Source organism: Paenibacillus taichungensis, assembly GCF_050994985.1.
Taxonomy (GTDB): Bacteria; Bacillota; Bacilli; order Paenibacillales; family Paenibacillaceae; genus Paenibacillus; species Paenibacillus taichungensis.
In genome coordinates, this window is sequence record NZ_CP194720.1 from 2,504,660 (window position 1) to 2,521,712 (window position 17,053).

Sequence of the window (17,053 nt, forward strand, 5' to 3'; positions counted from 1 at the left end):
TTAACCATTTGAGTACTAATGAAACTTCACAGTCTGAGTTGTTCACTCAAGAATTTACACAGAACCCTTACCCCGTATACGAAAAGCTGAGACAAAATGATCCAATTCACAGAGTCCTGTTTCCTCATGGTGATTTCGGTTGGATTATTAGCCGCTATGAGGATGCAGTGGAAGTGTTGAAAGACAACCGTTTCAGTAAGGACGTAGTCAAACGTTATGGACCCGATCAACAAAATATATTCGTGCATAACATGCTTTTTTCCGATCCACCTGATCATCGCCGGTTACGTGGACTCGTACAGAAGGCTTTTACTCCAAGATTGATTGAGGGCATGAGAAGCCATATTCAAGATATTGCTGACGATCTCCTGGATAATCTCAATTCCCAGGATAAGATGAATATGATTGATGAGTTTGCATTTCCATTACCGATCATTGTCATCAGCGAGATCCTGGGTGTACCTCTTGAGGATCAGGACAAATTCCGTTTATGGTCCAATTCCATTATCGATGCGACAAGTGCGGAACATTCCGAAGTGTTTGAGAAGCATGCCCAGGAGTTCATTGATTACCTGAATAATTGGTTTGCCAAAGTACGTGAGCAGCCGGGTGACGATCTGATCAGTCAGCTCGTTGTAGCAGAAGAATCAGGAGAACAACTCACTGAAAAGGAACTGCTTGGTGTTGTCGCTCTGCTGATCATCGCCGGGCACGAAACAACTGTCAATCTGATCGGTAATGGTGTACTTGCCCTTTTGGAGCATCCGGAACAACGCGACCTGCTGATCAAGCAGCCTGAGTTAATCCATAATGCTGTTGAAGAAATGCTGCGTTATAACGGTCCGGTTGAATTCAGCACATCTCGCTGGGCATCCGAGGACATAGAATTTCATGGACATCACATCGCTGAAGGTGAACTAGTCATTGTAGCACTGGATTCAGCCAATCGGGATGAAGAGAAATTTAAAGATGCGGATGTTTTTGACATCACTCGTGAGAAGAGCCCACATTTGGCTTTTGGCAAAGGCATTCATCTCTGTCTGGGAGCCCCTCTCGCGCGACTTGAAGGCGAGATTGCGATTAATACACTGCTTCGCCGCTTTCCCGATATGCAGCTTCAGACGGATGTTAATGAACTTGAATGGAGACCCGGCATGATTGTTCGAGGTGTTAAGGAGATCCCGGTACAGCTTAAATAGTTATGTATTTGAAGCAAGGAAAGCGAGGCACCTGATTGCATGGAAATTAACACCATTGTTCTAGTTGTTTTTTTGTTTCTTATTCTTATCTTATTGGTTCGCGTCATCAGCTTGCAGACCCAGTTGAATGAATTGAAAAGGGATGTTGAACGTCTGGAGAATGGTTCAGGACGTACCACACATTCCCCTCTCAGTTATAACGATTCTGCAGCGAATGTGTCTCTAACTCCACCGGCACAGGCTGATCTCACTGAACTTGATAAAGAATTGCAGGAGCTTGCAAAACAGGGCAAGAAAATAATTGCAATCAAAAAGGCCCGTGAAGCCAGAAACCTGTCTCTTAAAGAAGCCAAAGATTACGTTGAGTCTCTTGAACGCCTGTAATTAGTATGTAGATAGACTTTTCAACTCCCTGCAAAGGTTTTTGCTTTCAGTTGATTCGTGTTCGACTGGAAACAACGATCTTCGCGGGGAGTTTACTTTTTTCTAAAGACATGATAAAGTTATTTCAATATTTATAGAAATAAGAAATAAAGACGAAAGGACCGATTTTGATGCAATCCAATCCGATTGATACTGAACAGGCTGTCAAAATTCATAAAGCGCTAGGTGAACAAACGCGATATAAAATCATTCAGATCCTTTCAGGTGAAAGTAACCTGTGTCCAGCTGATTTGGAGAATCGGCTTGTAACTGTAGCGCTCTCCACTTTATCTCATCACCTGAAGCAACTTTCCGATTGTGGTTTGTTGACCTCACAAAAGAAAGGTACGTATATTTACTACAGTCTGAATACAGATACTTTACAGAGATTCGCTCCTTATCTGTTAGAGAAGTAAAATTTTTGTTTTATATTTCCATAATACTAGAAACATAAAATCATTATATTGGTAATGCTACTTAGTCCGCTGAGCCTAATGGTTGTCATTTAAATACCCTTTTGCTATAGCACGCGGTACATTTGATAGATTAAGTACTCGCTTTGCCTCATTGGTAGATTAGTTTTATCTTAATCCTGTTCTCTCGTCTTTATTTCTATATTTCTAAAAATATAATAATTATAATCAGAAAGAGGTTATATACTCATGTCTAACACATGGAAAATCTATGTCCTGGCCTTGGTCAGCTTTCTTGTAGGGACCTCCGAATATGTCATTGCGGGCATTCTGGATCGGATCTCGGACACCATGAATATATCGTTGATTGCTGCGGGACAGCTGATCACAATTTTTTCACTCATTTATGCGCTCGGTACGCCCATCATTATCGCCTTAACATCCCGCATGGATCGACGAAAGCTGCTGCTCTACTTTCTGGGACTTTTTGTCGTCGGCAACGTCTTGGCCTACCTGTTACCTGGATATGGACTCTTTATCGCTGCACGTGTCCTTATGGCGCTGGGAGCTGGAGTCGTCGTTGTAACAGCCCTGACAGTCGCTGCCAAAATAGCGCCCGCAGGCAAACAGGCCAGCTCTATCGCAACAGTCATTACGGGGTTTACCGCATCTCTAATCGTGGGAGTTCCACTGGGAAGAATGGTAGCTGCAGCTTGGGATTGGAAACTTATTTTTGCAGGTATAGCGATTTTGGGTGTGATTGCCATGATTGTTATTGCATCTACGATCCCGCCATCTGAAGGCGAAGCACCCGTTCCTTTGAAAAAACAATTAGCGCTCCTCAAACAACCTCGTATTGGATTTGCGCTACTTGTCAGCTTTTTCTGGTTAGGAGGCTATTCTATTGCGTATACCTACATTTCACCCTACTTGGTATCTGTTGCAGGCATGAGCGAAACGCTGTTAAGTTCCGCTTTGCTGGCTTTTGGGATCGCAAGTCTGATTGGTTCCAAATCTGGAGGATACAGCGCCGATCGTATGGGAGTAAAGCGAACACTCATCCTGGGAATGGCCCTGCATGTCATAAGTCTGCTGGTGCTAAACATCACGGCTCATTCAGGTTTGGCCATCTTCATTGTGTTGATCCTATGGTCCTTCTCCGCTTGGTCTTCCGGCCCAACACAGCAATATAATCTGGTTACAATGGCTCCAGAATCGTCTGGAATTATGTTGAGTCTGAACAGTTCCGTAATGCAACTGGCCATGGCTGCTGGTGCCGGTATTGGGGGAATCGCTGTCAGCTCAGTATCATTGTCATCCATCACCTGGATTGGAGCTGTAGGGGTACTAATTGCAATGATCATCATCATTCTTGCCTACCGTCCGGCAATTACCACAACAGCTCAGACCGAATCATCCAATGTTGCATGATGGAGCTTATGCTCAAGAATAAAAATGATAACACGCAAAAAGAGAGGCACTGTGATATTACAGTAGCCTCTCTTTCTTATTCCAGTCTGATTGGTGCCTTATTGTGCAGTTACAGCACCATCAATGGGATAAACAGCGCCATTAATATAAGGAGCTTCGTCTCCCAGTAAGAAGGATACCAGATTGGCAATCTCTTCAGGCTTACCGAGACGACCGGATGGAATGCTGTCAAGGGTTGCTTTGAATACTTCAGGATTATCCTTCCCGAACTGAACCACCATAGGAGTTTCAATCGTACCTGGGGCAATGGCATTCACGCGAATGTTTTCTTTGCCATACTCAATGGCCGCTGTACGTGTTAGTCCAACTACGCCATGCTTCGTCGCTGCATAAGGTGCAACTGCTTGAACACCCACAATACCTGCTGTGGATGCCGTATTGACGATGGAACCACCACCAGTTTTGAGCATTTCGGTAATCACATATTTCAATCCGTAAAATACACTTCTCAGGTTAATATCAATGATTTGGTCAAACTGCTCGATAGTATGCTCAATTAGTTTAATACCAGGACCAGCGATCCCGGCATTATTGAAGAACATGTCGATTCGACCGAATTCCTCGATCGTTTTGTTAACATAATTCTCTACCTCGTTCGCCTTACTTACATCTGTTTGTACAAAAATGGCTTTACCGCCCAGCTTCTCAATCTGTTTTACAGTTTCCTGACCCGTTTCAGCCACGAGATCAACGACCACTATAGACGCGCCCTTTTCTGCCAGCTTCAGTGCAGTCGCTTGGCCTAATCCACTTCCTGCTCCAGTGATAATTGCTACTTTTCCTTTGTGACTCATTTTGATCTCCTCCATGTGTGTTCGTCATCTGTCATCGGATCGATTAATTCGATATGAAGCGGTATTGCGTTGGAATGCAACATATGTAGGGTAAAAAGCTTTGAATCCTGTCTGACTTTACCTATTTTAAAGGAGTTTCAATTTAAAAACAAACCATATAATATGAGCACATACTATAATATTCATCACATTCCACACATCTCAAGAAGGAGAACTCCTTAATAAAAACGTGTAACATTCCCCTTCTTTTTGGTGAGATGTACAGTTTAATTTCATGCATTTACATTGTCAGATCGAACGGTTGAACATGGTGCGATAATGCTAAGGAAAACCTTTTACTTATCTTAGCAAATTGGTTTTGGCCAGCTCAATCAGCTCATCGCCACGCCCATTCAGCACCGCCTTCATCATCCATAAGGTGAAGCCTTCGGCCTGTTTTATATTAATCTTCGGAGGCAGGGACAGCTCCTGACGGTTCACCACAACATCAATCAGAACAGGACCATCATGCTGCAATGCACGCTCTACAGCCCCTTCCAGATCAGCCGGATCTTCAACCCGTATCCCCTCCAGGCCCATCGCTTGAGCTACCATGGCAAAGTTGGGATTTACGAGCTCGGTACCGGATTCAAGCAATCCGGCAGCTTTCATCTCCAGTTCAACAAAACTGAGTGCACCGTTGTTAAACACGACAACTTTAATCGGGAGATTATGCTGTTTAAGCGTCAGAAGATCACCCATCAGCATGGCAATGCCGCCATCACCGGACAAAGAAATCACTTGTCTTCCCGGATCAGACACCTGCGCTCCAATTGCCTGTGGAAGAGCATTCGCCATAGTGCCATGACTGAATGAACCTAACAATCGGCGATTACGGCTCATTTCAATATAGCGAGCCGCCCATACCGTAGGTGTACCTACATCGCAGGTGAAGATTGCATTTTCTGCTGCAGCATCGCTGATAACCTTGGTTAGATACTGTGGATGAATTGGTGTTTTTCCGGGTTTACCTACGGCAAGCTCATCCAATTCTTTGCGAACTTTCTCGTAACGTTCCACACTTTTATGCAAATGTTTGTCGCTATGTTCTTCCGTGAGATAAGGTAATAATGTTTCAATGGTGGCCTTTATGTCTCCGCACAATCCATAATCGAGCTTTGTACGGCGACCAAGGTGTGAAGACTGAATATCCACTTGAAGTACAACCGCATCTTCCGGGAAGAATTGACGGTACGGAAAATCAGTTCCCAACATCAGGAGCACATCACAGTCCATCATGGCATGATAACCGGAGGAATATCCGATTAATCCTGTGAGGCCCACCGAATACGGGTTATCGTATTCCAGGTATTCCTTGCCTCGCAAAGCAATAACCATAGGAGATTTCAAGCGATCACAGAGCTGCATCAGAGGTTCACGCGCACCGGCGCAGCCTGCACCACACAGCAACGTAATTTTTTTTCCTTGATTCAAGAATTCCGCCAGTTTCCGCAGTTCAGGTTCGGAAGGGTGTACAACAGGCTGTGTCGCATGATATACATGCTCCGGAACAGGTAGGTCCGCCGCTTCCAAAGCCGCTACATCACCCGGCAGTATAATGACGGAAACGCCTGAACGCGCTACTGCGGTCTGCATTGCCATCGTAAAGGAACGCGGCATCTGCTTGGCTGTTGTGATGACTTCACAATAATGACTGCATTCCTGAAACAAATACTCTGGATGAGTCGCCTGAAAATACTCACTCCCAATCTCATCACTTGGAATATGAGCAGCGATGGCAAGTACCGGTACACGGTTCCGATGACAGTCATACAGACCGTTAATCAAGTGCATGTTTCCCGGTCCGCTGCTGCCCGCACATACGGCGATACTTCCGCTCACTTGGGCATCTGCCCCGGCCGCAAAAGCTGCAACTTCCTCATGGCGGACATGAATCCATTCAATTTTACCCGAACGACGGATGGAATCGAGTACCGCATTCAAGGAGTCTCCAACGATACCATAGATGCGTTTGACGCCTGCGTTCAATAGTGCTTCGACCAGAACGTCTGCAATTGTTTTTTTCATGACAGGTCGGTCTCCTTTATTCGCTTATTTTGAGTTATGTTTCCACCGCGTTAAACTACCTATTCTTTTACCCCAATCTTTTGAAATTAGAAACAAAATCATATGTATTTATGGGTATATACAAAAATCCGCTTGTCATGGACTGACAAACGGATCTTGGGTTGTTATGGTTTAAAAAGCGGTTCATTGCATGTTTAGTAATTCATTCACATCCATAAATCAATATTAAATGGCAGGCATCACATTGCCACCACTGACCGGGATATAAGCTCCTGTAATAAACGAGGACAGGTCGGAAGCCAGAAATGCTACCGCATTGGCAATTTCCTGATCTTCTCCCCTGCGTTTCAACGGTACAGTTTGAATATAACCCTCATCATGCACCGACTCACTGTTGCGGTCGCGCTCACTGATCGTCCATCCAGGCGCAACCTGGTTGACCGTAATCTGATATTCGCCTACCTCTTTCGCCAGCACACGGTACAAACCATCCATGCCGCGTTTTCCAGCCGTATATGCAGACTGGGTAGCAAAATTTTGCATCGCACATTCCGTATTGATACCAATGAATCGACCAGCTCTGGCTTCTTTCATATATGGGATGAATGCTTTGGCAAGATACACACTCTGCATCACACATGATTCGAACTGGCTTATATAATCATCGGGTGATTGTTCCAGCACCGTTGTCCAGGCATATTGGATGACTGCATTGGCAACCACGATATCCACATCGCCAAGGCTAGACTGAATTTCATCCCGCATCCGAAATACCGTATCCTGCTTCGTGATATCGCCCTGAACAATGACCGTTTTCCGACCGATGGCTTCAATCTCAGCCTGAAGTTCTCTAGCCTTCGTATCATTATTTATGTAATGCAGCGCGAGATCAGCACCACAGTCTGCCAACGTACGAGCGATGACCCTTCCCAATTGACCGGTTGCGCCTGTCACCAGTGCCGTTTTACCTGTAAGATCCAATTTCATAAGGACAGTCCCCTCCTTTGAGCCACATGTGTAATCACGAAATTTAGTGATGAAAAAAAAGGATTTAATAATGATTTAACCCTCATTAATCAAACTGGAAAACGCTTTCGAAGTTCATGTTATCTTCTGTTTGGTTCAATGAGATTCATCATTTCATTACTTCCCGTGCTGAATGAGATCAATTTCCTGGAAGCGACTAACTTCTTTTTCCCACCGTTCTTCTACATATTTGCGGTGAACCGGATGATCATTGTATGTATCATATGCAGCCTGGTTGGCGAAGACCATTGAAAAGCTATAGTCAAATTCATTTTTTTCGCTCACCTGACGCAGGACCTGAAATTGCTCTACACCGGGAATATTCGCCAGTGCATCCGCACTCTCTTTCAAAAATGCCTCTGCTTCGGGTGTATCTTTACCTGCGTAAAGTGTAAACGTTACCATATGATTGATGCTGCTCATCTCTATTTCCTCCTCCAATATGTCTGATTCTGTTTCCTAGTGTACATCCGAATGTGTTGTAAGCGCAATAATTGGTTGAATTAATTTTAGAGGAAATGAATATGTAGGAGTATTAGAATTACTTTTACTCTGAATTACATGGGTTTACTAATCGGTATGCAAACAAAAAAACCTCAGGATTAATCCCGAGGTTTTCTTGTAATGGTTGGACAACCTATTTGATGTTGTATTTACGGTTAAATTTATCAACACGACCACCGATGTCCACGTTTCTTTGTTTACCAGTGAAGAATGGGTGGGATGCGGAGCTAGTGTCCACACGGATTACTGGGTAAGTGTTACCATCTTCCCATTCCATTGTTTCGTTCGAGAATTTAGTCGAAGAACTCAGGAATTTGTAATCAGCACTTGCATCGAAGAAAATTACTGTTTGTGTCTTTGGATGGATATCAGCTTTTGGCATAATCTATTTACACTCCTTTAATATGGGTACTTCTTAGAATAGAACTAAATTTTATTATACTCTTTTTTTGGACGAAGTACCAGTCGGAATTGAAGAAACGATAAATATTTTACAATTCACTGTGATTTGCACAGGTTTCAGAGTTCAAGTTAAGCCCTTCTCCAATACATTTAGCATATATTCCAACGCTTCAAGTTCATCTCTTCCCCGTGTCTGCAATCTCACCACACTGCCATGTCGAATGGGAAGAAGCGCCATTCCGAGCAGGCTTTTGACATCTACACGATGTTCATGATTCGCATCCATAAATGACAATGAAATATCCGAGGCAAAACGCGAAGCTTGAGAAGAAACAGACATCAGATCATCCCGGTGGAAATCAGAGTGAATCATAAATTCATGTGTTCTCACTACCTTCAGTTCCTTTCGCTAGATGCTATTTAACCAATGTGGTGTGTATAATTTTATATATTAAAATCTTCAAGCATTATACCACGTTATGGAAGCTTGTTTAATCCTTTTATGGCGAAAAATACAAAAAAAGAAACCCTAAATATCAGGGCTCCTTTGAAATAGATTCATTTTCCGTTCGGATACACCATTACTTTGAGACTGCCACTTTTGTTGTGCAATGCCCGTTCCATGGCCTGCTGTGTCTCCTCAAGCGAATAACGGTCAGTAATCAGGGACATTACATCATGCTGGCCTGAACTCAGAAATTCAATTCCCGTCGGATACGTATTGGCGTAACGGAAGATTCCGTATATATCCACCTCGTTGTCCGCGATAAAAGGAACATTCAGTGCAATTTCGTCCTGTGCGGGCAGTCCTACAATAGCAAGCTTGCCTCCTCGACGGAGCGAATATAGTGCAGACTGAAGTGCCTTCGGATTCCCCGCAGTTTCCCAAGCTGTATCTACACCGACGCCGTTCGTTAACTCACGGATCACCGCCTGTGCATCCTCGTTCCGTACATTAATGGTATGGGTGGCGCCCATACGACGAGCAGCCTCCAACCTTACTTCCTCCAAATCTGTGACGATGATGTGTTCTACGCCAAACGATTTAGCCGCTGCAACAGCCATCAATCCAACAGGTCCCATGCCCATAATGGCAAGTGTGGTGCCAGGAGCCAGTTTACTACGTCGTGCAGCATGAATGCCAACCGAGAAAGGTTCGTTCATGGCTGCCTCTTCAAAAGACAGATGATCCGGGATCGGGAAAACCATATCCTCCCGAATGGTCATGTACTGTACAAATGCCCCATCTACCGGAGGCGTCGCTAGAAATTGCACATCGGGACATAGATTATAACGACCTTCTTTGCATGCCGTGCATCGTCCGCAGGTTACCCCGGGCTCAATGGCTACCCGATCTCCTTCTTTCAGCCGTGATACTCTTGAACCTACAGCCGCTACGATACCTGCACATTCATGTCCAAGTATAATCGGTTTCTCAACTACAAATCGGCCAATTCTACCATGTTCAAAATAATGCACATCCGATCCGCAAACGCCAACGGCCATCACCTGAATGAGCACCTCGTCTTCAGCCGGCTGTGGTACAGCCTGTTCTTCAATGATGATGTGCCCCGGCTCTGTCATGACAGCAGCCTTCATGGTCTCTGGTAATTGATGATGTCCCATATGTTCCCTCCTTCTCGTGTATGCCAACGTTGTTCTTTCCTCCAAAGGTGATAAAGGTGAACGCTCGGCTTCGTCAGATTTGCTCTGGCCTCTCTGTTACCCTGTAAATGTTTAGTTCAACTTATATCACTCTCGTATCCAGATTAATATATCGTTCTTCCTTGTTCATCTGCAATACCACTTTTGCGATAGAAGTACGTATTGATCATGTCACGCCATTCCTTGGCGTGCTCCGCTTGCCCTGCCTGTAACGCAGACACCTTATCAAATACAGTCGAATCAATCTTGCTTTCCAACTGTCTCCAGGTCTGTGCTAAGGCTTCCGCCTGCTCTGTTCCATCAAAATGTGTATCATAAATGTGCTGAATGACCGTTTTGCCAGAATGCAGAACATGCGTATACGGGACATGGTGGAAAAATAACAACAGCTCATCCGGACAGGAGTCTACGGATTCATATCTTTCGGCATTTTCGCGGTGGTATTGCGATGTATATCCGGTTCCACTTCTCACAGTCCGGTCCACACCAATGCCATCACAATCGGCAAAATGATACGTACCCCACTTGGAATATTCATAGCCATCCACATTAGGCCCATAATGGTGCTCCGGATTAACCATCCAGCCTACACCTAGTGGTGCTGTATAACTTTCATAGATATCCAATGAATTCAAAAGCATGCCAGAGATTAGACGAACGACCTCTTCGTCATGTCCGAATGTAAGTCTGACCCACTCCTCCGCGATCTCTTCCGATGACAGTTCCGGATTCCAGGCAAGTCTTCCATATCCATATAGATTCGCCTGAGCGAGCGGATGTCCTGTCCAGCAAGCATCTGCACCGATATTGGATACTGCAGCAAAGCCGCTGTAGGGTCTATTGTACAGAGAACCGTCAGCAATGCGTTTGATTTCAGAACCCGGTCCCTTGGCAAACGTATCAAAATCCAATACTTCTTTCCACTGTGGAATCAGATAACAGAGATGCCTCTGCTGGCCCGTATACTCCTGCGTAATCTGGAATTCCAATACCTGATTTGTGTTCTCCATTGCACCGAACAGCGGAGATACGGCCTCGCGAACCTGAAAGTCCATCGGCCCATTCTTGATCTGCAAAATGACGTTATCCGCAAATCGGCCATCCAGTGGTTTGAAGTGGTCATATGCTGCCCGTGCGCGATCCGTTGAGCGGTCACGCCAGTCTTGTTTGCAGTTATAGACGAAGCAGCGCCATATTACTAGTCCACCAAACGGGCGCAGTGCCTCGGCCAGCATGTTCGCTCCATCGGCATGATCACGGTTATATGTGAAGGGTCCAGGCCGATTTTCCGAATCAGCTTTGATCAGATAGCCGCCAAAATCCGGGATTGCCGCATACACCTTGGCTGTCTGAATGTTCCACCATTCACGGACCTGTTCATCCAGCGGATCTGCCGTAAGCAATCCACCAATCTCTATTGGACTAGCATAGTTGGCGCTAAGGAACAATCGGATGCCGTACGCTCTGAATTGGGCAGCAACCTTCGCAACATCACCCAGGAAACGTTCCGTCAGGAACAAGCTCTCACGCTGATGCACGTTTACGTTATTGATTGAAATAGCGTTAATGCCTGTAGAAGCAAGCAATCTGGCATAATCTCGAATACGTCCAAGATCACGAGTGAATTCTCCATTGTCATAGAAAATGGATTTTCCAGCATAACCACGCTCGATACTGCCGTCCACATTATCCCACTGATTGATCATGCGTAATGCATTAGCAGGCTGCTCAGAGATATAGCTTAATCTTCCCCCAGCAGGGTGCACTTCGTTTGAGTTTTCTTGCTCCAGAACAAGCTCCCTTAATAGATGAAAAGTACCATATAGAACACCTTGAGGGGTTTCAGAACCAATAAATAGCCTACCCTGCTCTTTATCTTCGCGGATAATATAACCTTCTCCCTGCACAGTAGAGCGTTCCGTGTCGCTAAAGGCCTGAGACACGGCTTCTGAACCCGTCCATGTGCCAAGCCAGATCCCTTGTGCCTCCTGGTGGGCTGAATCCGACTTGCTCACTTGACTGACAGTTTCCTGATTAACTTTCGGTTTGATGCCAAACAGCTTATCCAGTCCCTGAGTCAGCTCGGCTGATGCTGTTGATATAATTTCCTGATCTTCCGCTACAGTCACGATATGACTCCAGACAGGGGCTGATTTTTTGACGGTTCCTTTTACTGCGGTTTGACTTTGAAGATATCCAAGCCACGCATCGTATTGAGGGCCGTAAAAATTCGATTGAAGGGTTGTGTTGCTCATTGTACAGCCTCCTTGCTGGCATAGATCTGCTCCAGACGATTGCCTTTGCCTTCGAGCAGCCATAGAATTGATGTTACTCCTCGCGGGTAATACTTGCTTCCGACCGCCACACCTGCCAGGATCTGGTCACTCCAGCACCAGTAAGATTCCTCTGGATGCAGCAGCCAGTTTACATGAGCAGCGTCAGATGCCTTCCCTGTTTCATCCCATTCCACGCCCAGCAGTTCTCGTGCGATGAACTGGGATAGATATATTTTGCTGAGCCATGAGTTATTGCTCGTAGAAGACAGTTTCCAGCCTCCATCTTCAAACAGGCATGTACCAGGGACAAGAACCGTTTTAAAGTGGGTTCGGAGCGCTTGCAGGTAAGGACCGAAACGGCCATTTACATCCAGCGCGCCTTCACAGCCGGTAAAGTATGGGAACACCAAGCCTTCAATGGCCGGAATGATACGGGAATCATTATTTTCGGCGATAACTGCTGGAATGTAACCACCATCGGTTAACTGGGCTGCGATACTGGCTGCACAGCGATCCGCCTGACGTCCTGCGTGATGAGACAAATCAGCCAGCTTCTCTGCAGCGAACAGCTTCTCCAGGGCTACATAGACGGCCCAGCATTTTCCAGCCAGATAGATGTTGTTGCGGGATTGTCCAAGTGACACATCCAAGCTGTCGTAAGTGGTAATCTCGGCTCCGCCTTTGGTACGACTGCTATCCAGCCCCATCAGGCCGTTGCGTTGGTTTTCATCCGGATGATCCCGGTTTAACATGCTTTCAAAGCAATCCCGAATGACGGGCAGCATCTCTTTAACAAATTCCCGGTCCTGCGTCTGTTCAATATATACAGTTGCACAGCAGAGCCAGTTGACCAGTTCCTCGTGGCTCATTTGCGAGAAGCAGTCATCGATACCTACCAGTTCATATGCCGAGTGCCCCGGACGTGAGAATACATTGGCTACACCGATATCATGCGTGAACGTAATGCCGCCCGGATATTCCTTCTCTTCGCCCGGGAACCGCACTTGATCCGTATAACTGTAACGTTTCACAAACCACTCCAACTCGTTACGCACGGTCCAAGGGTTTAGTGCAAGTTCAAAATACAACTGATCTGCGGTCAGATCAAGTGTGTTCATCATCCGGTATTCGCCTTCATTTACGATCCAGAACGGCTCTCCATCCGCATCCAGCAGTTGTGTACTTGCATAATAGCTGTGAATAGAATGGGCAAGCATAAATGACTGATCTTCACTCAAAGCAGCTACACCGAGACGTTGCTCAACTTCCTTACAGGAAGCAGTTAGCTCGTTGAAACGGCCAAGCGCGTATTTTCCGGCATCCAGAATATCTGCAAAATAACGTGTATACCAATAGGTCGTGTCCATACCCGTAGTAACGATCCCGCCGCGATAAAAACAGACGGCAAATTGGTATGTACGCTTCTCTCCTGCGGGAACGTCCATCAGCAGAGCAGCTGTTTCGCCCAGTCCGAACGCGAGATTCTCACGATGTTTCTCCTGCAATATCTTCTCCAATGTAAATCCTCGAGCAGGCCATAGACCCTCATCCGCAGATAAAATGGCGGTTAGGCGACCTTGTCCAACTCCGGTTAATGACCCACCCTCAGGCCCTCCGACGATGCGCATGGCTGAGTAAGGATCATTACCTTGGTAGCCAAAATATGCTTTACGCGGCTGCTGTCCTTGCGTGTTATCAATTGTCATTTCCACCAGCACCGCAGGCACAAGTGCATCCATTAATGCTTCACGATCACCACTCAGCGGTTCGGGTACAGGACGCACAGGTGAGTAGATACGGAAAGTCAGATCACCTGCCGTCCACGTATCTGTTCCAGAAGTAAACTCGCGCGTAATCTCTTCATCGCGGAATGCTGAAATTAGCGGGCGTGTTCCCTGTGATGCCGCTGGTGTGCTCAATCCATTTTCTGTCGAGGCCGAAGACACCTGATCTGAATCCGAGTTGTCCACTTTCTCTACATCATATCGAACGCTTGCATCTTCAACGGCTTCGAAAAATGGTAAAGCTTCGTAGTGCTCACTATCGCGAGATTGTAAACCGATATATACGTTCTGATCTGCTGGCTTGCCAAGCTCCAGGCCTAGTCCGCCTTTGGCTCCTTTGTATCCAAGCGTAAAGCTGGCAAAAGCCCCGATCGGTGAGTGATGGGCATTATAAAAGATGTATTTGGATGTGCTCATGAACGATGACCCCTCTCAAAATGGTTTGCATACGTTTTCATTAGCCCCATCCTACCATGGGCATTCCACCGTAGACCATGGTCAAATCAATCGGATATTTACCCAAATCAAGCTAATAGACTATAATATAAATAAAGCGGTTACATCTGTTTCCATATTTTTTATCAAGGGGGTCTCCCATGTCTTCCACCTATTTACCTCCCGCTTTGGGAGAGAGTGTACATGAAGTATTTTACCCGGATGTACAAACAACGGTGAATTTGTTCGCTATACATTTGCGAAGTGTCGGGGCCGATTGGGATTATCCAGCCCATGAACACCCACAATATGAGCTGAATTATGTAACGGAAGGCGAACAATACATGACCGTGGACGGCAAGCTGTATATTCAAAAGGCTGGAGAATTACTCCTGATTCCTCCAGGGAGCATTCATTCCAGCCTGAGCCATAAAGGCAAGGGTTTTACGTATTTTTGCATGCATTTTGATATCGATGATCAGTTATTTCTCTCTTTGCTTGCACGAATCAAGCAGGTTTTGTTCGATGCAGATAGTCCGGTTACCCGCCAGATCGAGCCTGTCCTTCGCAAATTAATGTCTTCAGCGGATAACCGGGCGGCGAGTACGATGGTACAGCGCATGCAGCTGCAATCGGCGGTATTTGAGTTGTTCGGCCATTTATGGGAGGCTGTCTCTCAGGAAGCCGCACAATTGTTCACGGATGGATATGAGAAGATCGAACTGGCCCATCAAATTCGTAATCGGCTGCAAGGACTGGTGAGTCAGCAATTTAAGCAGGGACGTGAGTCTACCAGCCATTATGGCATTGATGATATTGCAGCAGAGCTGGGCATCAGTTCCTCACATTGTAACCGTGTATTTCGGCAGGTATATGGTCAGTCTCCGCGTGTATATTTATCTGAAATGGTTCTGCATGAAGCCAAAGTTCTGCTGGGCAACCCTAAGTTGTCGGTTCAGAACATCGCTGCCATGCTAGGTTACAAGGATATTGCCCATTTCAGTCGTCAATTCAAGCGCTGGTCAGGGATATCACCCACACGCTATAGACTGGAACAGCCTGCTCCCGAATGAGCTTCATCCTTTGTACATCATTCCAGTATGATATTTAATTTGCTTACGATTAAACGTCAGTTATTTTATTTTAATAGACGTTTAATCGTCTTCAGCTTGTTATCATATGGCGGATATAAAATAGATAAGTTCAATCTGGTGCTCTTTTTGAGCACACTTTTCATATGAGAGAAGGTCTCCAGGCTATACCGCCCGTGATACGAGCCAAGGCCGGAATGTCCTACCCCTCCAAACGGCAGACGTGGGTTGGCTACGTGGGTAATCGTATCGTTAATGCATCCTCCCCCAAAAGAAACCTCTCGCATCACTTTATCTTGTAATTGTGTATCCGATGTAAAGAGATAGAGGGCCAGCGGTTTCGGCCGCTTCACAATACCTGCAATCGCCTCATCAATATGGGAATAACTGATAATCGGCAGAATCGGACCGAAAATTTCGTCTTCCATCGTAGCTGCTTCCCACGATTCAGCATCAATAAATGTCGGTTCAATAAAACGGTCTTCCTCATCGGATTGACCACCATAGATGACATGAGCCTGATCACGTTCAATAAGAGTCGTGAGACGTTTGAAATGCGCCTTATTGACGATTCTCCCATAGTCACGATTATGCTGGATATCTGTCCCAAAGAACGCTTCCACTACTGCTTTCATTTCGGAGATCAACGAATCTTTCACCTGTTCATGCACAAGCAGATAATCTGGAGCGATGCAGGTCTGACCCGTATTGAGCAGCTTTCCCCATATAATACGCTGTGCAGCCACTTTAATATCTGCATGCTTATCCACGATGACCGGACTTTTACCGCCAAGCTCCAGCGTCACTGGAACGAGATTTTTGGCAGCGGCCTGCATGACGATTTTGCCAACAGGTACACTTCCTGTAAAAAAGATATAGTCAAAAGGCGCATGAATAAGCGCCGTGGTTGTATCTTTGGCTCCTTCGACCACGTGAACGTATGATGGTTCGAATACCGAGCTAATCATCTCGCGAATAACAGCTGATACGGCTGGTGTGTTCTCTGATGCTTTGAGTACAGCCGTATTGCCAGCTGCCAACGCGCCAACCAGGGGTTCAATTAACAGCTGGAATGGATAATTAAAAGGTCCAATAATCAATACCGCACCATATGGCTCAGGAATGATATAACTTTTAGACCCGATCAGCGCGAGTTGGGTTTTGACTTTAACCGGCTTGACCCATTTCTTCACTTGCCGAATAGTGTGCGTGATACTATCCAGCATGAATCCAATCTCTGTAGTATACGATTCGAACTCACTCTTGCCCAAATCCTGATAGAGCGCCTCAGTAAGACGGGACTCATACTTCTGAATCGCCTGTTTCAACCGGGTTAAATGTGTAATGCGAGACTCAGCCGAACGAGTAGCCCCTGAGCGAAAAAACTGCCGTTGCTGCTGTAAAATTTCTTCGACTTCATGTTCGCTTAATTCCTGCATGACACTCATATAATACAACTCCTTTTCCGAGTTAATGATTATTC

The 17,053-nt window shown here is 45.8% G+C and carries 15 protein-coding genes; 5 read left to right on the plus strand and 10 right to left on the minus strand.

All coding sequences use genetic code 11. The annotated features are described in order from the left end of the window. Positions 1-8 precede the first annotated feature (8 nt). From ACR1R9_RS11295 to ACR1R9_RS11310, 4 genes are all read left to right on the plus strand, one after another. Positions 9-1,199 carry a cytochrome P450 family protein gene (locus ACR1R9_RS11295; RefSeq protein WP_433921012.1) on the plus strand — a complete coding sequence of 397 codons (1,191 nt, stop codon included), beginning with the start codon at positions 9-11 and terminating at the stop codon, positions 1,197-1,199. Positions 1,200-1,238: 39 nt separating this feature from the next. After that, positions 1,239-1,583, plus strand: coding sequence for a hypothetical protein (locus ACR1R9_RS11300; protein ID WP_433921011.1), 345 nt, complete (start codon positions 1,239-1,241; stop codon positions 1,581-1,583). Positions 1,584-1,753: 170 nt separating this feature from the next. Continuing rightward, positions 1,754-2,038 carry an ArsR/SmtB family transcription factor gene (locus ACR1R9_RS11305; protein WP_076288694.1) on the plus strand — a complete coding sequence of 95 codons (285 nt, stop codon included), beginning with the start codon at positions 1,754-1,756 and terminating at the stop codon, positions 2,036-2,038. Between the two features lie 246 nt (positions 2,039-2,284). Next, positions 2,285-3,466 (plus strand): MFS transporter, encoded by a 1,182-nt coding sequence (locus tag ACR1R9_RS11310; protein WP_433921010.1) that lies wholly within the window; start codon positions 2,285-2,287, stop codon positions 3,464-3,466. Positions 3,467-3,564: 98 nt separating this feature from the next. Here ACR1R9_RS11310 and ACR1R9_RS11315 read toward each other — a convergent pair whose 3' ends face one another. The 9 genes from ACR1R9_RS11315 to ACR1R9_RS11355 form a co-directional block, all read right to left on the minus strand. Next, positions 3,565-4,320, minus strand: coding sequence for an SDR family NAD(P)-dependent oxidoreductase (locus tag ACR1R9_RS11315; RefSeq protein WP_063563872.1), 756 nt, complete (start codon positions 4,318-4,320; stop codon positions 3,565-3,567). A gap of 339 nt (positions 4,321-4,659) precedes the next feature. Beyond that, positions 4,660-6,387 (minus strand): ubiquinone-dependent pyruvate dehydrogenase, encoded by a 1,728-nt coding sequence (poxB, locus tag ACR1R9_RS11320; protein WP_076288691.1) that lies wholly within the window; start codon positions 6,385-6,387, stop codon positions 4,660-4,662. 225 nt (positions 6,388-6,612) lie between these two features. Next, positions 6,613-7,374 (minus strand): SDR family NAD(P)-dependent oxidoreductase, encoded by a 762-nt coding sequence (locus ACR1R9_RS11325; protein WP_433921009.1) that lies wholly within the window; start codon positions 7,372-7,374, stop codon positions 6,613-6,615. A 156-nt stretch (positions 7,375-7,530) separates the two neighbouring features. Next, entirely contained in the window at positions 7,531-7,836 is a 306-nt protein-coding gene (locus tag ACR1R9_RS11330) for a Dabb family protein (protein WP_076288689.1), read from the minus strand. A 214-nt stretch (positions 7,837-8,050) separates the two neighbouring features. Then, positions 8,051-8,299 (minus strand): type B 50S ribosomal protein L31, encoded by a 249-nt coding sequence (locus tag ACR1R9_RS11335; RefSeq protein WP_062319704.1) that lies wholly within the window; start codon positions 8,297-8,299, stop codon positions 8,051-8,053. A gap of 144 nt (positions 8,300-8,443) precedes the next feature. After that, the gene (locus tag ACR1R9_RS11340; protein ID WP_079696156.1) at positions 8,444-8,692 is read right to left on the minus strand and encodes an HPr family phosphocarrier protein; all 249 of its coding nucleotides are present in this window, start codon (positions 8,690-8,692) and stop codon (positions 8,444-8,446) included. A 185-nt stretch (positions 8,693-8,877) separates the two neighbouring features. Next, a complete protein-coding gene (locus ACR1R9_RS11345; RefSeq protein WP_433921008.1) occupies positions 8,878-9,945 on the minus strand; it encodes an NAD(P)-dependent alcohol dehydrogenase in 1,068 nt (355 codons plus the stop codon). 143 nt (positions 9,946-10,088) lie between these two features. Next, positions 10,089-12,239 carry an alpha-glucuronidase family glycosyl hydrolase gene (locus tag ACR1R9_RS11350; RefSeq protein ID WP_433921007.1) on the minus strand — a complete coding sequence of 717 codons (2,151 nt, stop codon included), beginning with the start codon at positions 12,237-12,239 and terminating at the stop codon, positions 10,089-10,091. After that, complete coding sequence (locus ACR1R9_RS11355) at positions 12,236-14,461, minus strand: glycoside hydrolase family 52 protein (protein ID WP_433921006.1); 2,226 nt, start codon at positions 14,459-14,461, stop codon at positions 12,236-12,238. Before ACR1R9_RS11355 ends, ACR1R9_RS11350 begins: the two co-directional genes overlap by 4 nt. A gap of 179 nt (positions 14,462-14,640) precedes the next feature. On the opposite strand from ACR1R9_RS11355, the gene ACR1R9_RS11360 reads away from it, so the two are divergent. Next, positions 14,641-15,552 carry a helix-turn-helix domain-containing protein gene (locus tag ACR1R9_RS11360; protein ID WP_099853878.1) on the plus strand — a complete coding sequence of 304 codons (912 nt, stop codon included), beginning with the start codon at positions 14,641-14,643 and terminating at the stop codon, positions 15,550-15,552. A gap of 65 nt (positions 15,553-15,617) precedes the next feature. On the opposite strand, the gene ACR1R9_RS11365 is transcribed toward ACR1R9_RS11360, so the two are convergent. Continuing rightward, a complete protein-coding gene (locus ACR1R9_RS11365) occupies positions 15,618-17,009 on the minus strand; it encodes an aldehyde dehydrogenase (protein WP_433923727.1) in 1,392 nt (463 codons plus the stop codon). Positions 17,010-17,053 lie beyond the last annotated feature (44 nt).

What these genes read in the sequence shown, in the direction of transcription:
- ACR1R9_RS11300 (WP_433921011.1), top strand. Translation starts at nt 1,239, where the DNA reads ATGGAAATTAACACCATTGTTCTAGTTGTTTTTTTGTTTCTTATTCTT.
- ACR1R9_RS11305 (WP_076288694.1), top strand. Translation starts at nt 1,754, where the DNA reads ATGCAATCCAATCCGATTGATACTGAACAGGCTGTCAAAATTCATAAA.
- ACR1R9_RS11310 (WP_433921010.1), top strand. Translation starts at nt 2,285, where the DNA reads ATGTCTAACACATGGAAAATCTATGTCCTGGCCTTGGTCAGCTTTCTT.
- ACR1R9_RS11315 (WP_063563872.1), bottom strand. Translation starts at nt 4,320, where the DNA reads ATGAGTCACAAAGGAAAAGTAGCAATTATCACTGGAGCAGGAAGTGGA.
- poxB (WP_076288691.1), bottom strand. Translation starts at nt 6,387, where the DNA reads ATGAAAAAAACAATTGCAGACGTTCTGGTCGAAGCACTATTGAACGCA.
- ACR1R9_RS11325 (WP_433921009.1), bottom strand. Translation starts at nt 7,374, where the DNA reads ATGAAATTGGATCTTACAGGTAAAACGGCACTGGTGACAGGCGCAACC.
- ACR1R9_RS11330 (WP_076288689.1), bottom strand. Translation starts at nt 7,836, where the DNA reads ATGAGCAGCATCAATCATATGGTAACGTTTACACTTTACGCAGGTAAA.
- ACR1R9_RS11335 (WP_062319704.1), bottom strand. Translation starts at nt 8,299, where the DNA reads ATGCCAAAAGCTGATATCCATCCAAAGACACAAACAGTAATTTTCTTC.
- ACR1R9_RS11340 (WP_079696156.1), bottom strand. Translation starts at nt 8,692, where the DNA reads ATGATTCACTCTGATTTCCACCGGGATGATCTGATGTCTGTTTCTTCT.
- ACR1R9_RS11345 (WP_433921008.1), bottom strand. Translation starts at nt 9,945, where the DNA reads ATGGGACATCATCAATTACCAGAGACCATGAAGGCTGCTGTCATGACA.
- ACR1R9_RS11350 (WP_433921007.1), bottom strand. Translation starts at nt 12,239, where the DNA reads ATGAGCAACACAACCCTTCAATCGAATTTTTACGGCCCTCAATACGAT.
- ACR1R9_RS11355 (WP_433921006.1), bottom strand. Translation starts at nt 14,461, where the DNA reads ATGAGCACATCCAAATACATCTTTTATAATGCCCATCACTCACCGATC.
- ACR1R9_RS11360 (WP_099853878.1), top strand. Translation starts at nt 14,641, where the DNA reads ATGTCTTCCACCTATTTACCTCCCGCTTTGGGAGAGAGTGTACATGAA.
- ACR1R9_RS11365 (WP_433923727.1), bottom strand. Translation starts at nt 17,009, where the DNA reads ATGCAGGAATTAAGCGAACATGAAGTCGAAGAAATTTTACAGCAGCAA.